Raw genomic sequence first — 15104 nt, forward strand, 5'->3', positions numbered from 1 at the left:
CGTTGTGCGCGGGCAGGCCGCGCCGGGGGCGTGACGCGGGCGCTCCCGACGCGGCCTGTGGGTGCTCGTCGGGGCTACGGGCGGCCGGTCAGGACCAGGCCCGCGAGGGGTCGGGCGGGACCGGTGGAGATGCCGACGGCCGTTACCGTGCCCCGGTCGACGTGTACCGACCAGGGCAGGTACGACCTGCCGTCGGCGGACGGCGCCGGGATGTCGAGCGAAGCCGCCCGGGAGGCGGTGATCCGCAGGCCGTACCCGTTCTCGCGGTCGACGGTCGCGCCCACCGCCACGATGCCGGCGGGTGCGCGGGTCGCGCCGTACATCGGACCGGCGTCCGGCGGCGGCGTGCTCGGGGTCCAGGAGCGGCCGTTCCAGTGCATCACGAGCGCGTGCCCGGAGTCCTCGTCGTCCAGGAGTCGGCGTCCGACCGCCCACACGTCGCTCGGGCCGTATGCCACGACCGCGTTGAACTCGCCCCACACCCCGCCGAATTCCGGCACCGGAACGACGCGCCACGCATGTCCGTCATAGTGCAGCGCGAGCGGCTTGTCGTTGTCGCCGAAGCCGTTGCCGACCGCCCAGATGTCGTTCGGTCCGCTCACGGAGATGGAGTTGAGCGCCCAGGAGGCCGTCGGCTGCGGAAGGGCGACGCGGGTCCAGGCGCGGCCGTTCCAGTGCTGCACGATGCCTTCGTCGTGCGTTTCGTATTGCGGCGGGCCGCCGTCCGGGTCGGGCGTGATCTTGTCGATCAACTGCACCCACCCGGCCGCCCACACGTCGTTCGGAGTGCGCTCGGCGACGCTCAGCAGCCCGCCGCCCTGCGAGTTCGGCGGCATCGGCGCATACCGGACCGTCCACGAACGCCCGTTCCAGTGCTGGGTCGTGATCGGGTCTCCGGTGTTCTCGGAGGCGTCGCCGACCATCCACGCGTCGCGCGGCGAGGTGGAGGCGACGGCGTTGACGCGCCCGGTGGCCTCGGGCGCGGTGGGGAGTTCGGCCCAGGTGCCGCCGCGCCGGTCGTCGCGTGCGTACAACACGGGGGTGAACGGGCCGCCGTCCGTGATGCGGAAGCCCGCGGCCCACGTGGTGTGCGCATCGGGCTTGGTGATGCCGGTCAGGCTCACACCGACGCCGTCTGCCGGGAGTTGCGCGGCGGTCCAATCGCCGGGTGCGCCTGCCGCCGCGGCGGGGGAGACGGGCAACGCCGCGCCGAGCACGAGCGCGGAGGCGGTCACGGCGAGCAGCAGACGAGCGCGGATGCGCATACCGGTGCGCGGTGAGGACGGGGTGCTGTGGCCGGCGGCAGGGCGACGGCCCTGCGAGTCAAGGGAGTTCATGGTCATGAGGAAGTCTCCGGACCCGGGGCGCACGCCCCGTCATTCCATGTGACGCGACGGGTCGACGGTCCGGTTTCACACATCAGGCGAGGAAGGCGCGCGGGCTGCGCTGGTTGCGCGCGGATCGGGGCGTCGTTGGTCGGCGTACGGATGCGGCGGGCCGCGCCGTCGTCGCGGTGCAACCCCGCGAGCCCCTATCTCGCCTCGATCGTGTTCATATTGTGAGATGCATATCTCATCATTCGACATGCGGGCGTACGGTATCGGTATCGGTTCGCGGTGTGATGCCGCCGATCCGGCCTACCGGAAGACGCGAAGGGGACGTCATGTCGAAGGAAACCGCCGTGTATACGCATGGGCACCACGAGTCCGTGCTGCGTTCGCACACCTGGCGGACCGCGGCCAACTCGGCGGCCTATCTCCTCGACTCGCTCAAGCCGCACATGAAGATCCTGGACATCGGCTGCGGTCCGGGCACCATCACCGCCGACCTGGCGGCGCTGGTCCCCGACGGCCACGTCACCGGCGTCGACCACGCACCGGACGTCTTGGAGCAGGCGCGCGCGACGGCCGCCGAACGGGGCCTGGAAAACCTCGACTTCGCGACCGCGGACGTGCACGCGCTGGACTACCCGGACGACACCTTCTGCGTCGTCCACGCGCACCAGGTACTCCAGCACGTGGGCGACCCGGTGCAGGCGCTGCGTGAGATGTACCGGGTCACCAAGCCGGGCGGGATCATCGCCGCCCGCGATGCGGACTACCCGACGATGGCCTGGTTCCCGGCGACGCCCGGCATGGACGACTGGCTGGACCTGTATCTGCGGGTGGCCCGGGCCAACGGCGGCGCGCCGGACGCCGGGCGGCGGCTCAAGTCCTGGGCCCTGCGCGCCGGTTACTCCGACGTCACGTGCTCGTCGAGCGCCTGGTGCTATGCCGATGCGGAGGAACGCGCCTGGTGGAGCGGCCTGTGGGCGGACCGCACACTCGCCTCGTCGTACGCCGAACGCGCCACCGAGGGCGGCCACGCGACGATCGAGCAGCTGCGCGCGGTGTCGCAGGCATGGCGGGAGTGGGGGCGGCAGGAGGACGCGTGGTTCTCCGTCCCGCACGGCGAGATCCTCTGCCGCAAGCCGGTCTGATCGACCACGATCGTCCGCTCGTGCCGGGGCGGCCCCATTCCGCCCCGACCGGGCTCCGACGTGGTTGCCCGGGATGCGTTCCGCGGCCCCGAACGGGTTGCATGCCCGATCGTCATCGGGATTTCACTCGTGCGGACATTCCTCCGACGGCGGTTCGGTCCTAACGTACCGATTGGTAACACGGGGGTCGCGTGCGGCGGTTCCGGCCGTCGTCGAGAAGGGAGTACGACATGGATCGGCGTACATTCCTGCGAGGTACCGCCGTCGGCACGGGTGGACTGGTGCTCGGCGGCTCACTGTGGGCGTCCGCTGCGCAGGCGGGGCCCGCGCAACCGGGGACAGGGCCCTACGGCGTGTTGTCGGCGCCGGACGTCAACGGGGTGCGGTTGCCCGCCGGGTTCACCTCGCGCGTGGTGGCGAAAAGCGGACACTTCGTCACGGGGACCACACACCTGTGGCACGGGGCCCCGGACGGTGGCGCCTGCTTCCGCGACGGAGACGGGTGGATCTACGTCTCCAACTCCGAACTCCCGCTGGTGGGCGGGGTCTCTGCAGTGCGCTTCGCCGCGGACGGGAGCATCGGCGGCGCCTATTCCATCCTCGGCGGCTCGAACCTGAACTGCGCGGGTGGGGCCACGCCGTGGGGCACGTGGCTCTCGTGCGAGGAGATTGCGTTCGGGCGGGTGTGGGAGACCGATCCGTACGGGCGCACCGGCGCCGTCAAGCGCGATGCCATGGGGCGGTTCAAGCACGAGGCCGCCGCGGCCGACCCCGACCGGCGGGTGATCTACCTGACCGAGGACGAATCCGACGGCTGCTTCTACCGATTCACGCCCGACACGTGGGGCGACCTCTCGCGCGGACGCCTCGACGTACTGTGCGCCCCGGCGGCGCCGGTGACCGGGCCGGTGACCTGGCGAACGGTGCCCCGTCCCGGTGACTGGCTCACCGGCACGCGCAACCAGGTCGCGGAGGCGCGCCGCTTCAAGGGTGGCGAGGGCGCGCACTATCGGGACGGGCGAGTGTGGTTCACCACCAAGGGCGACAACCGCGTGTGGGTGTACGACGCGGCGGCGGGTGCCCTGGACATCGCGTACGACGACGACCTCGTGCCTGCCGGGTCCGCACCGCTGACCGGCGTGGACAACATCACCGGTCGCCCCAACGGCGACCTGTTCGTCGCCGAGGACGGCGGCGACATGCAGATCTGCCTGATCACGCCGAACGACACGGTCGCGCCGTTCCTCCAGGTGACCGGCCACGACGGCTCCGAGATCACCGGTCCGGCCTTCTCCCCCGACGGGCGGCGCCTGTACTTCTCCTCCCAGCGTGGCACCTCCAACTCCCCCACGGCCGGAGTGACCTTCGAGGTGACAGGCCCCTTCCGCGACGCGACCTGACGCGGCGGCGCGGCCCGGCGCCGGAGCGGGGCGTGCCCACGGGATCGTGGCACGCCCCGTCCGCCGCCGGCCGTCTCGAACGGCCCCGGCCTCCGGTGTCTCCGGCTCAGGCCCTGGCCCACCGGTGCAGGGCCGCGCTCGCACGGGCGGCGTCCTCGGGGGCGAGGCCGGCTATTCTCGCGCCGTGGCCCGCGTCCGGCGCCACCTGGACCTGAGCGTCGCGGCTGCCCGGACCGAGCCGGAACGGCTCGGCCCGGACCGGGTCGTTCTCGCCGTAGACGAAGAGTATTTCGCTGCCCCGGGACCGTACCCAGCGGTCGATGTCGCGCATCGCCCCGGGCTCGAACCGCAGCGGTATCTCCCGCGGCACATAGCTGCGCACCTCCTGGATGCCGGGGTAACGCAACAGGCCCGCCAGGTGCGGGGCCGCGACCTGGATGTATCCGAGCTGGGTGCCGAGTTGGTAGAAATAGGGCAGGAAGAACCCGACGCTGCCGTCCGTGTAGACCCCGAGCCGGGAGATCCCGTCGACCCACGCGTACAACTCGTCCGAGGACGCGGCCGGCGTGGGCGCGTCGGCGCACTTCGACTCGCCCGCGTACATCCAGAACATCGTCGGCAGGCGGAGCACGGCGAGTTCGAACGCCTGGTCCACACCGCCCAGGGTGTCGAAGGTCTGCCCGTTCGCCTGGGCCCACTGCCGGTAGCGGGCCACCATCTCCTCTCGTCGCACGAGCGCTTCGCGCTGCACCGTTTGCAGAGCGGCGCGGCACTCGGGCGTGCCCACGCGGGCCAGGAATGCGTCGTAGGCGGTGTCGTCGCGGTCGTCGGTGTTGTTGGGCGCGGAGTAGACCACGCTGCCGTCGACGTCGTTCGGATGGAACCGCCGGTGGTAGACGGTGGCCATGCCGCCCTTGCTGCCGCCGGTGGATATCCACGAACCGCGGTAGATCGGCTTCAGCGCTTGGATCAGCCGATGGTGGTCGTCGGCAGCCTGGCGGATGTTCAGGTTGCTCAGGTCGGCGGGATCGGGGCGGGACGTGCCGAAGTAGCGCTGCTCGGTGTAGATCTGATTGCCGTCGAGCATGACCGTCGGCTCGGAGCGGAAGTCCGGGCCGGCGCCGAGGTCGTAGCCGCTGGTGTACAGGACCATCGGCCGTCGCGTGGACACGTGCCGCAGGCTGAACCGCTGTGCGAAGGATCCCCGCTCGGGGTGCAGGTGGTCGTTGGGTTGACGGTAGGTCAGGTCGAAGTATCGGACGCCCGGCGAGACCGGCTTCTCGGCCAGCACCCGCATGCCCGGTATCGCCTCGAGCCGCGCCCGGATGTCGGCCTCGTCGGCCTCGGCCACCGCGCCGGCCGGCGCCGGTTGTGCCCCGGCAGGGATCGCCGCGCCGCCGGCGACGAGCCCGAGCACGACGGAGAACACCGAGAACACCGCAAGTCTGCGTCCGCCGCGCCGCCGGACGCGACCGCGCCGGCCGGGCGGTGCCGCCCCGGGGATATCGCTTCGGTCCTGGTTGCTGATCGCGTTTGTCATGTCTCAAGAAAAGCCGGGGCCCCCATCCCGGCGGATCCCCGAACCGGGGGAACCGTCTCCCCCGGCCGGGGGATGCCGCACACCGGCACCGCCGCCGCGTCCGGTCACAGTTCCACGGCGTCCGCGTAGACCAGGCTTTCCGTGGCCGGGCCGAACTCGTCGGTGGCGAAGTCGAAGCGCATGGACGCCATCTCGCTGACCAGGAGGCGCAGGGGTCGGTCGGGGCGGGGGGTGGGGAGGGGGATTTCCGCGGAGTAGGTGGGGAAGAGGCTGGTGTCGTCGTCGGCGGAGAGTTCGGTGATGGTCTCGTCGAGGTCGATCCAACCGAGAACGGGGTCGGGGACGTCCGGGTCGCGCACCTGGAAGCCGGCCGACACCGTGGGCGGACTGTTGTCGTCGTGGTAGGCGGGGCCGGTGAGCCGCACGCTCAGCGGGTCGGTGCCGGAGACGGTGAGGGTGCGTTCGGGCAGCAGCCGCAGGGTGTCGGCGAGGACGATCCCGGACAGCTGGAAGCCCTCCAGGGAGCGTTGTTGCAGGCGGGCGAGCGCCGGCCGCAGGAACGGGAAGTAGGCGTCGCCGGTGTCGACGTCGATGTCGACGTACCACCGGCCGGACGGCCCGTCGAAGGTGGGCTCGAACCCGGCCGCGGTGACGGCGAATCCGTCGAAGACCTCGGGCAGGGCCACGTCCAGTGTGGTCTGTGCGCCGGGGAAGTCGCTCGCGGAGGGCAGGAACACCGGTGCCGCGCCGCGGATCGGGTCGCGTCCCATCAGGGTGATGAACGGGTGTGCCTGGAGCGGCTGTTCGTCCCCCTCCAGACCCAGCACCACGGCCAACAGCTCGCCGTTGCCGGACGAATACCAGGGCCGCGACAGATAGACCCGGAAGCCCCCGCCGCGGCGCCGTCGTTCCAGGCCGTCCGGCAGGCTCCCGAAGGTCTCGATCCCCAGGGTGAGGAAGGTGCCCAAAACGTGCGGTGCGGCGGGTTTGGCGCTGCTGAGCACGCTGTGCTCGACGGGTTCGCCGTGCACGCTGAGCAGTTCCCGGTCGGTGTCCCGGGCGAACTCCGGCGGGAAGTAGTCGGCGAACCGGGTGGTCGCCACGGGGGTGAAGGTCACGTCGCGGTGCTTGCTGTCGCCGAACTCGCACTTGGCCGGCACCGGCGTCGTCGGCGCCCGGCCCGGCTCCACCGCGAAGGCGAGTTCCTCGGCCACGAAGGTGTTGAACGTCAAAGTGTCGCCGTCGATGGTGCTGGGCGAGTCCTCGCTCGCGACCGGGTCGCGCGGGACGGCGGCGGCGAGCGGCAGTCGGAACACCGGGGCGGTCACGTCGAGGACGCTCGGGCCCGGCATGGCGAGGTCGTCCACGTTCTCGCTCCACGAAGCGATCATGTCCACGCGCTCGGTGCTCGCGGCGCTCAACTCCAGCGAACCGACGAGGTGTTCGCCGGTCGCCCCGGGCATCCGGTCGGGTGCGTCGTTCAGCGTCAACAGCGGTGCGGTCAAGGGGCGTTGCACGGCGTGAACGAGCGTCACGTCGTACCACGGGGTCAACATCCAGTGCCGGTTCGCCCGGGCGGCGGCCATCACGTTCTCGAATTGCTCGGGATCCAGCGCGTCCCGGCACCACTTGAGCATGCCCATCGTCTTCTCGTTGACCTTGACGCGCGAGCACACCCGCACGGTCGCCACCGTCGCCTTCGGCAGCGATACGGTCAGCACCCGGGTCGACGGCTCGAAGACGGGCGCTCCGTCGCCTTCCCGGATGCACAGGCGGAGCGATTGCGGCGCATGCCAGTCGGCCGCGTTCCACGGCACCTCGAACGACTGACGCTCCGGCATGCCCGGGAGTTCGTGGAAGACCACCCCCTCGGCGAGCGGGTCGGGCAGGTACGGCAGCTCGACCGTCTCGCCCGTGTACAGCACGTAATGGCCCTCCGACCCGTCGGGGGTCGCCGACGGATAGGTTACGGACGCCATGCCGGGAAGCGACGGGTCGTCGAGCGACCCGCTCTCCCGCGACGCGATCGTGTACATCCGCCGGTGTGCGTCGGCGTCGCCCGAGCCGATGGCCTCGTCGAGCCTGCCGTGCCGCTCGACGCATTCCAGCGACGTCTTGGGCGCGACCACGTGTCGCTCGTCGACCTCGTGATACGGCGGGTGTGTGCCGTCGGCGACCGGGGGAGAAGCGTTGAACGTCTCGGCGTACTGCGCCGGGGAGAGTTCGGCGGTGCTGCGGATCACCAGCCGGTGTGCCGAGGTCCCTTCGGTGAACTCGACGCGCGGCAGCAGCAGCGGCGGAGGGATCGCCTCGAACCTGCGGAAGACCGGTGCGCCCGAGGCCGGCAACACCAGGACGTCCTGGTCGAGGAGCCCGTCGGCCTCCTCCAGGGTCGGCCCGTTGCCCGCCAGGTCCACGGTGCGGATCCGGATCCGGTAGGAACTCCCGAACCTCAGGCGCGGCAGCGAGCCGGGCCGGACGTGGGTTTCGATCTCCAACGGCAGTGTCGTGGCGGCGGCGTTGGGGATGCGCTCGGGGCCCTCCCCGTTCGCCAGGGCCTTGCCCGGGTGCGGTGCGGACAACGCCCACCCGTCCCAGGTGACCAGGTGTTCGTGCACGTGAACGCGCTGCCCGGCGCCCGGTGCGGCGGTGGGCGTGGCCAGGCTGAGCTGGAAGAATCCTTCGTCGGACGCGGTGGCCAGGTGGTCACCCGGACTGCCCGCCCGATCGTAGGTGACTTCGCGCTCGTGCAGCGAGAACCACTTCTGCCGACGCTCGTCGAAGACGTCCAGGCGGTGTCCGCGGACGAGGTCCTCGGCGGTGAGGACCACGGTCGTCTCCCCGACCAGCGTGTCCTGCCGCTCGGCGGCCCGTGCGAAGTTGTCGTGCAGGTGCCGGGTGCGGTCGCCCAGCACGAGCGAGAGCCCCTTGGTACGCACCGTCGGCGGCGCGGCCTCGGCGTTCCCGTCGGTGTCGGCCGCGACGGCGGCGGCCAGCAGCTTGAGGGTGACGCCGTCGATGTCGGCCTGCTCGATGGCGTATTCGTCCTCCGGCAGGGCAAGGAGTCCGCGCGCCGGCGGCCCGAACGCGTCGCTGCCCTCCGCGGCGGCGCAGAAGCCCTGGCCCGGGGCCAGCGCGTAGCGCGTCGCGGCGGCGTCGTCGTGCGATGCGTCCGGCCCGAGCAGCGGTTCCCAGCCGGGTACGAGACAGATGGTCAGTTCGCCGCTCGTGGGCGGTAGTTGCGCGACCGGCGTGACGAAGTCCAGCACCAGGCCCAGGCGTCGCAGCAGCGTGGGGTGGTCGCCGAGCGAGGACAACAACTGGTGGAAGTCGATGTGCGGCACCTCCGGTGGCGGCGCGATGTGCGGGCCGTCGTCCGCGACCAGGCCGGCAATCTGCGGTTGCGGCTCGTGGAAGGCGAGGAACGCCTCCTGGGGGCTCAGGTCGGGCCGTACGAGTTCGCCCGGTTGTTCGGCGACCAGCCGGTCGGCGGCGGCGAGTTGCGTGACGATGTTCTCGCGCATGTTCTGCATGGTGCTCGGCATGTCGGCGGCGGCGGCGAACCCGGCGAGGGTGCTCATCTGCCGACTCGGAGGCATGCTGTCGGGCGACTCGGCCGCCGTGTCCGCGAACGACTGCCGTGTGGTGTCCGCGAGTTCGCGAGCCGGGTAGCTCACCATGGTGTTCTGCCGGTGGTCGTCGAACTCGAACCGGTCCACCGGGGTGCCGGCGGGGAAGAACAGTTGCCACAGCGCGGAATCGGGCGGCGGTCCGGTGCGCGTGAGCGGTACGAGCGGAGTCTCACCGTCGGGGATGCCGGATGCGTCCGCGAGGAGGAGGGCGAACTCCGCGTCGGCCAGCCGCGCCGGCCAGTCCAGGAAGTCCGGGAACGCCGCGAGCGTGCCGGGCCCGTCGCTCTCCAGCCGAGGGGCCACGAACACGGACAGGCGCGCCTGCGTCCCGTCGGGGGACAGACCGGCCGGCAGGGCGATCCACTGGATGTGCTGTGCGGTCGTCATGGGCCTGCCTTCCTGGCGGGGTCACCCGGGGGTGCGGCTCGAATCGGGTGGGCACGGCGGATCGGGGTCGCCGCGGCGCGGGTTCACTCGGCGTAGGCCGCGCAGAGCTCGTGCCAGTCGTCGGGATCCATGCTGTCCGTGAACGACGGGTCGCCCGCGGAACCGGCGAAGCGGCGCTCCAGCGAGAGGCTCACGGATTTGCTGAAGAACGCGACGCGGACGCTGACGGTGACGCTGCCCTGGCCGACCACCTCGCAGATGCCGTTGTCCTTGTGGTAGGTGAGGGCCAGGTAGAACTCGACGGTGATGCTCACGATGCCCAGCACGGACAGGTAGCCGCCGCAGCGCAGGTATCCGGTGAGCGTGACCGAGTCGCCGGTCATCCGGAACGCGATCCCCGCCATCAGGTGCACGCCGCCGCTGGCCACGCCCAGGTCGAGCGACGCGTTGCCGCCGAACTCCAATGATCCCTCGATCTGTTCGATGCCGCGGGTGCTCACTTCGAGGGCGAAGAAGCCGCCGCCGCCGAACATCGACACGCTGATGTTGAACGGGTTCTGCCGTTCGGAGACGGCGAACCGGAACCGTGCCGGCGCATCGTCGAAGGGGATGGTCAGGCGTGCGGACAGGGCGACGTTGCTCAGGTTGAACATGCCCAGGGAAAGCGTCGGCAGGGTCAGCGCGTAGCCGGCGGTGATGCCGGAGGTGCTCACGTCGACGAACGCGCCACTGCCGAATCCGTCCGCGGGCAGCGCCTCGCGGAGCTGGTTGACGAACTCGAGGGCCTTCTCGAACGTGACCGCCACGCCCGCGGCGGTGACGTCAGGTTTGCTGCCGGGACGCGCGGTGAAGGTCAGTCGTTCGAAGTCGACCCGCACGATGTCGGCGAACACGAACGCGAAGCGCCTGAGTTCGCCGCGCACGCCGGACTTGCTCAGGGCGTCCGGCGAGCGCACGGTGGTCGCTTCGAGGACGAGCGCGGCGGCGCCAAGATCCAGCAGCGGCAGGTCGTTCCTCAGCCGGGGCTTCCACACGTACCGCAGTTCGGAGCCGGAGCCGTCGAGCAGGTTGGCGACGCGCATGAGCGGCACCGGCAGCAGTTCCTGGGAGACACCGTCGAGCCGGCGGCGGATCTCGTCCTCGCCGAGATCCTTCAACTCCGCGACGGATGTCGCCGGGACGTCCGCGAGCAGGTCGGCCAGGTCGACGGGGCCCAGCAGTTTCGTGCCGCCGAAGATCTGCGCCAACGTGGCGGAGTCGACTCCCGCCGCTTCGCCCGCCGCGCCGAGGAACTTCGGTGCGAGCAACCCGGCTTGGGTGGTGACGACCTGGACCGCCGTGCTGGGTTTGGCCAGGCCGCCCGCCTTCTCGGCGGAAAGGCTCATCGGCAGTTCGTCGACCAGGTGCAGGAACGCGCCGGTGGGCTGGTCGTCCAGGCCCTTTTCGAGGTAGGCGTCGTGCAGTCGCACGGCGGTGTCGGTGGCCAGGCCGGTGAGTTGTTCGACCGCGGGTACCCGCGCCACCGCGTCGACCATGGCGGGAAGTACGCCCGCCGGGTGCCCGGAGGCCGAGGTCAGGGTGAAGCGCGCCGAGGTCACCGGCATGCTCGTGCTGCCGTCGGCGCTCGGACTCCCGGCCATGGCGACCGTCTGTCCGCCCAGCCCCAGGTTCGTGCGGTCGGCGGTGGCCGGGTTGTTGTAGACCCCCGCCATTCGGTCGAGGGCGTCGGAGGAGGCGAACACGAGCGGCATGTCCATGCTGATGTGCCGGCCCTCGGCATCGGTTGCGATGGCGTGGAACGGCAACGGCACGCCGCCGACGGTCACCCAGAACGCGCCCGTACCGAGATCATCCACGGGAGTGACCGTGTCGGTGAGGCGCAGGGACCGGAACGGCATTTGCCGACCCTGGTGTTGGTCGTAACCCGCACCCGCACCGTAGGTGACCTCGGCCTGATCCACCACGATGTGCGCTTCCTTGCGCAGGTAGGCGACGGACGTGCCGTCGCCGGGGTCGTCGTAGACCCGCTTGGTGACCTTGAAGAGGGAGGCCGGGTGTCCGCTGCTGAGGAAGCCGTGGCGCACGGTGTGCACGAACTGATCGCGCCCGAGCGAGGCGATGTGCTCGTAGCCGGTCAGACTCACCGAGGAAAAGCCCGGCGCGATGGGCCAGGAGCCGCTCATGCGCACCGTCGCGCCCAGCGGCGTGAGCATGAACCGGTCGGCCAGCAGGGGCCGGCGCAGCAGAGCCCCGTCCGGGCCGACGAACTCGTCCAGGCTGGTGAGGGCGACCAGGTCGCCGGGCACCGTCGGATCCAGCGGCATGCCGGTGCGTGGCGGGCGCCCGGATGCCTCGGCGAACGCCTTCAGGTGTACCGGCCCGCCGGCGGCGCCGGACAATTCGACGTGCCACAGTTCGGTGCGCCCGTCGAGTGTGACCGGATCGATCAGCGGATCCGACCAGGCAAACCCCGAACCGTCGTGGTCGTGGCCCAGCAGCACGCGGGTGGGGAACTCGATGGCGGTGCGCGGGATTCCGCCGAACAGAGCCGGTTCGTTCGGGTCGTCCCGCGGCTGGTCGGCCGGGACGATCGTCGGGATCAGCCGGTTCCAGTCCAGCAGCGCACCGACGGTCAGGTCGATGCCGTCCTCTCCGTCCGGAAGCAGGAACACCAGCGTGCTCCGCCCCGACGCGAAGGCGGGCACGGTCTCCGGGAACTGCCCGCCGGACAGCACACCTTCGCTCATGTGCTGGGACGGCGAGTGGAGCAGCACCAGCGCCGGCGCGGTGGGGTCCTCCCGGACCAGGCGCGCCCCCTCGCGCCGGAGGTTGACGACCTCCACGTGCAGGAGAAGCATGTCCTCGATGCGGAGGACGCGGAACGGGTCGGCAGTCATGGCTGCCCGCCTTCCGATCGACTGGCCGGGGTACGCACCTCGCCGACCGTCCGGCCACGGCGGGGCACGCGACCTGTCTCCAGCGTGACAAACGCCGCCCCCGCACGCACCTTTTGGGCTCGATGTGCCACCGCCGGTCGCCGGGAGCGCCGTGGAGGGGCGACGCACGCCGCGCCGCCCCTCCACCACGCACCGATCGGATCCACACGTACCGATCGGATTCGGACGCCCCGATCAGAACACGATCGTCCAACCCTCGCGTCGTGCCCGATCCGCGGTGTACGTGACACCGTGCACCTTGAGTCCGGCCGGGTCGAGCAGGGTGATCGCGCCGCCGCGGTTCCCGAGTTGGAACGCCGGGTTACCGGACACCACCAGAACGGCACCGGGTGCCACCGTGGTCGCGGGGAGGGGGAGCGCGGTCTTGTCGCGGTCCACGAGCCGCCATCCGTCGAGCACGATCGGTTCGGGGGAGGCGTTGAGCAGGGTGACGGTCTCCGCCTCGGGCGCCGGTCCCGGCGGGTTGACCAGCGCCGCGACGATCCGCAGCGGTTCCTCGCCCGAGCCCGGGAGGGGCGGCGCGGTGTCGAGGGCGTGGCCGGTGGTGTCGTCGGTGTGCCACGCCTGGGACTGGAAGGCCAGGAAGACGGCCACCCAGCGCCCGTCCGGCAGGCGGATCAGCAGGCCGCCGTCCTGCCAGACCCCGTCGTCCCCGCGGAACTCCTCGCTGTTGCCCTGGTTCATGTGCACGTCGTGCACGCCGTTGCCGGGCAGAAAGCCGAACACCTTGTCCGGCTTGTCGGGTTCCGGGCCGAAGCGCTGGCCGAACACGTAGACCGCGGCCGCCGGGTCGCCGATGGCGCGCTGTACGTAGTGGTCGAGCAGATCCGCCAGGTCGTTGTCCTCGCCGGGCACGTCCGGGGGCAGCGGCCGGGCCGTCGCCGGGTCGAAGAGGTTGGCGCGGATGTAGTCGAGCGCGGCGCCGCCGGGCTGCGACGCGAGCGCGGTCCACCCACTGCCCGCTGCCGGCAGCGAGTCGGTCAACGGATGGCGGAAGTCCTCCACCACCACGAACAGCAGCTCGGACGGTGCTTCCTTGGAGAGTACGTTGATCGCCGCACGGTACGCGGTGCCGGCGTCGTCGGTCAGATGGATCTGGTAGTGCGGCGTGCCGGCAGCACCTTCACGTACGCGCGCCACCGCCCGCGCGGCCAGAACTCCGTAGTCCCTCAGCGGCATGGGCATCCCTTCCCACCGGGCCCGGCCCGCGCCGGGCGGCCCGACCATCGTGGCGGCCGGGCACACCGGAATCGGGCGCGACACACCGGCCGCCGACGACCCGCACCCGATCGCCGCCCCGGCCCGAAAACGCTCGACCCGATTCGACGCGACCACGATCGCCCCCTGTCCCAGGCCGGCGGAGCGGCGCCCCGACCCGGGGGGAACGCGGGGTTGCGCTCGCGTCCATCGGGGTGACGCCGGACCCGCAGGAGCTGATCGCGCGCGAATTCGGCCGACCCGTCGTTCATAGTCGAATACATGGAGTCAAACTCGACACCCTCGGACTCGACATCCTCCACCTCGCCACCCTCGGGTGCGACGCCCTCGAACTCGCCTCTTTCCGCACAGCCCCCCACCGATTCCCGTCGATACGGGCGCGCGCAGGCACGCAACCTCCGACGGTACGAACGCGGGCAGTGGGAACTGCGCGAAGCACTGCGCTCGCGCGTCATCGAACTCGAGGCACTCCTCAAGAGCAAGACCGCGCCAGGACCGCTCGCCCCGTGCGACCAGGTCCTGGCGGACCAGGCCTTCGAATCGCTCGACGAGGCGAAACGAGCCCTGGGGCACGAACACGGCCGACCGGCCGCACACATCGCGGTCGCCCAGACGAAACTGGACGTCGCCTACATCATCCTGCTGCGGCTCCTGACGTTGCAGGACGTCACCGCACACCTGCCCGGCATCGTGGCCTTCGTCAAGGAGCACCTGCCGCTCGGCGACGAACGCCGCGCCCATGTGGACGAAATCGCACTGTCCGTACGCGCGGGCGACACACTGACCGAGAATCAGCGGGAAGTCCTGGTCGACGCCTCGACCGTGGCCCATCAGGTGCACCTGAAGGAGAAGCTCAGGGTCCGCAGCTTCGCGTACATCGTCTTCGGCGTCACCGCGGCGCTCGCCGTCATCGCCACCCTGATCGCCCTCGCCGGTGCCGCCTCGCCCGGGACGGTGCCGTTGTGCTTCAACCCGGGGGTCGGCATCGTCTGCGCCACCGCCACCTCCACTGCCGGCACCGCAGGAAACGGCGACCGGTTCGCCGGGCGCAGCCTGGACCAGATGTACGCCGACGTCGCCTCCCAGTGGGACTACCCGGTGGTGGAGCTGGTCGGCCTGGTCGCCGCCGCCGTGGCCGCCGCCGCATCGCTGCGCCGGATCCACGGCACCTCGACGCCGTACAACGTGCCCGTGGCACTGGCCCTGCTCAAGCTCCCCACCGGTGCGCTCACCGCCCTCCTGGGCCTGTTGCTCATGCGCGGCGAGTTCATTCCCGGTCTGAGTGCGCTCGACTCGTCCGCGCAGATCATCGCCTGGGCGGTCATCTTCGGCTACGCACAACAGCTGTTCACCCGCTTCGTGGACAACCAGGCCCAGTTGGTCCTCAATTCGGTCGGCGGCCCGGTGACCAACCCCGGCAAGACGACACGCAACTCACCGGCCCAACCGGGCTGAACCGGCCACGGACGCGCCGGCGCCCGCCGAGGACGA

General features: G+C 71.1%; 8 protein-coding genes. 3 read left to right on the forward strand and 5 right to left on the reverse strand.

Translation table 11 applies throughout. From position 1 onward, the window contains the following. Nucleotides 1–74: 74 nt before the first annotated feature. Entirely contained in the window at nucleotides 75–1343 is a 1269-nt protein-coding gene (locus tag ACIBM5_RS28980) for a hypothetical protein (RefSeq protein WP_396009462.1), read from the reverse strand. A 320-nt stretch (nucleotides 1344–1663) separates the two neighbouring features. Between ACIBM5_RS28980 and ACIBM5_RS28985 the strand changes: the two genes are divergently transcribed. Both ACIBM5_RS28985 and ACIBM5_RS28990 read left to right on the forward strand, forming a co-directional pair. After that, nucleotides 1664–2479 carry a class I SAM-dependent methyltransferase gene (locus tag ACIBM5_RS28985; protein WP_396009463.1) on the forward strand — a complete coding sequence of 272 codons (816 nt, stop codon included), beginning with the start codon at nucleotides 1664–1666 and terminating at the stop codon, nucleotides 2477–2479. A gap of 230 nt (nucleotides 2480–2709) precedes the next feature. After that, the gene (locus ACIBM5_RS28990) at nucleotides 2710–3879 is read left to right on the forward strand and encodes an alkaline phosphatase PhoX (RefSeq protein WP_391584662.1); all 1170 of its coding nucleotides are present in this window, start codon (nucleotides 2710–2712) and stop codon (nucleotides 3877–3879) included. Between the two features lie 106 nt (nucleotides 3880–3985). Here ACIBM5_RS28990 and ACIBM5_RS28995 read toward each other — a convergent pair whose 3' ends face one another. The 4 genes from ACIBM5_RS28995 to ACIBM5_RS29010 all read right to left on the reverse strand — a co-directional run bounded on the left by ACIBM5_RS28995 (nucleotide 3986) and on the right by ACIBM5_RS29010 (nucleotide 13574). Next, on the reverse strand, nucleotides 3986–5419 hold the full coding sequence (locus ACIBM5_RS28995; RefSeq protein WP_396009464.1) for a S28 family serine protease: 1434 nt from the start codon (nucleotides 5417–5419) through the stop codon (nucleotides 3986–3988). Nucleotides 5420–5523: 104 nt separating this feature from the next. Beyond that, nucleotides 5524–9438 (reverse strand): hypothetical protein, encoded by a 3915-nt coding sequence (locus tag ACIBM5_RS29000; RefSeq protein ID WP_396009465.1) that lies wholly within the window; start codon nucleotides 9436–9438, stop codon nucleotides 5524–5526. Nucleotides 9439–9521: 83 nt separating this feature from the next. Next, nucleotides 9522–12335, reverse strand: a complete 2814-nt coding sequence (locus tag ACIBM5_RS29005) for a hypothetical protein (RefSeq protein WP_396009466.1) — start codon at nucleotides 12333–12335, stop codon at nucleotides 9522–9524. Between the two features lie 234 nt (nucleotides 12336–12569). After that, a complete protein-coding gene (locus ACIBM5_RS29010; protein WP_396009467.1) occupies nucleotides 12570–13574 on the reverse strand; it encodes a DUF2278 family protein in 1005 nt (334 codons plus the stop codon). Between the two features lie 300 nt (nucleotides 13575–13874). Between ACIBM5_RS29010 and ACIBM5_RS29015 the strand changes: the two genes are divergently transcribed. Further along, entirely contained in the window at nucleotides 13875–15068 is a 1194-nt protein-coding gene (locus tag ACIBM5_RS29015) for a hypothetical protein (protein ID WP_396009468.1), read from the forward strand. Nucleotides 15069–15104 lie beyond the last annotated feature (36 nt).

The sequence above is a fragment of the Embleya sp. NPDC050493 genome (genome assembly GCF_044458105.1).
Taxonomy (GTDB): Bacteria; Actinomycetota; Actinomycetes; order Streptomycetales; family Streptomycetaceae; genus Embleya.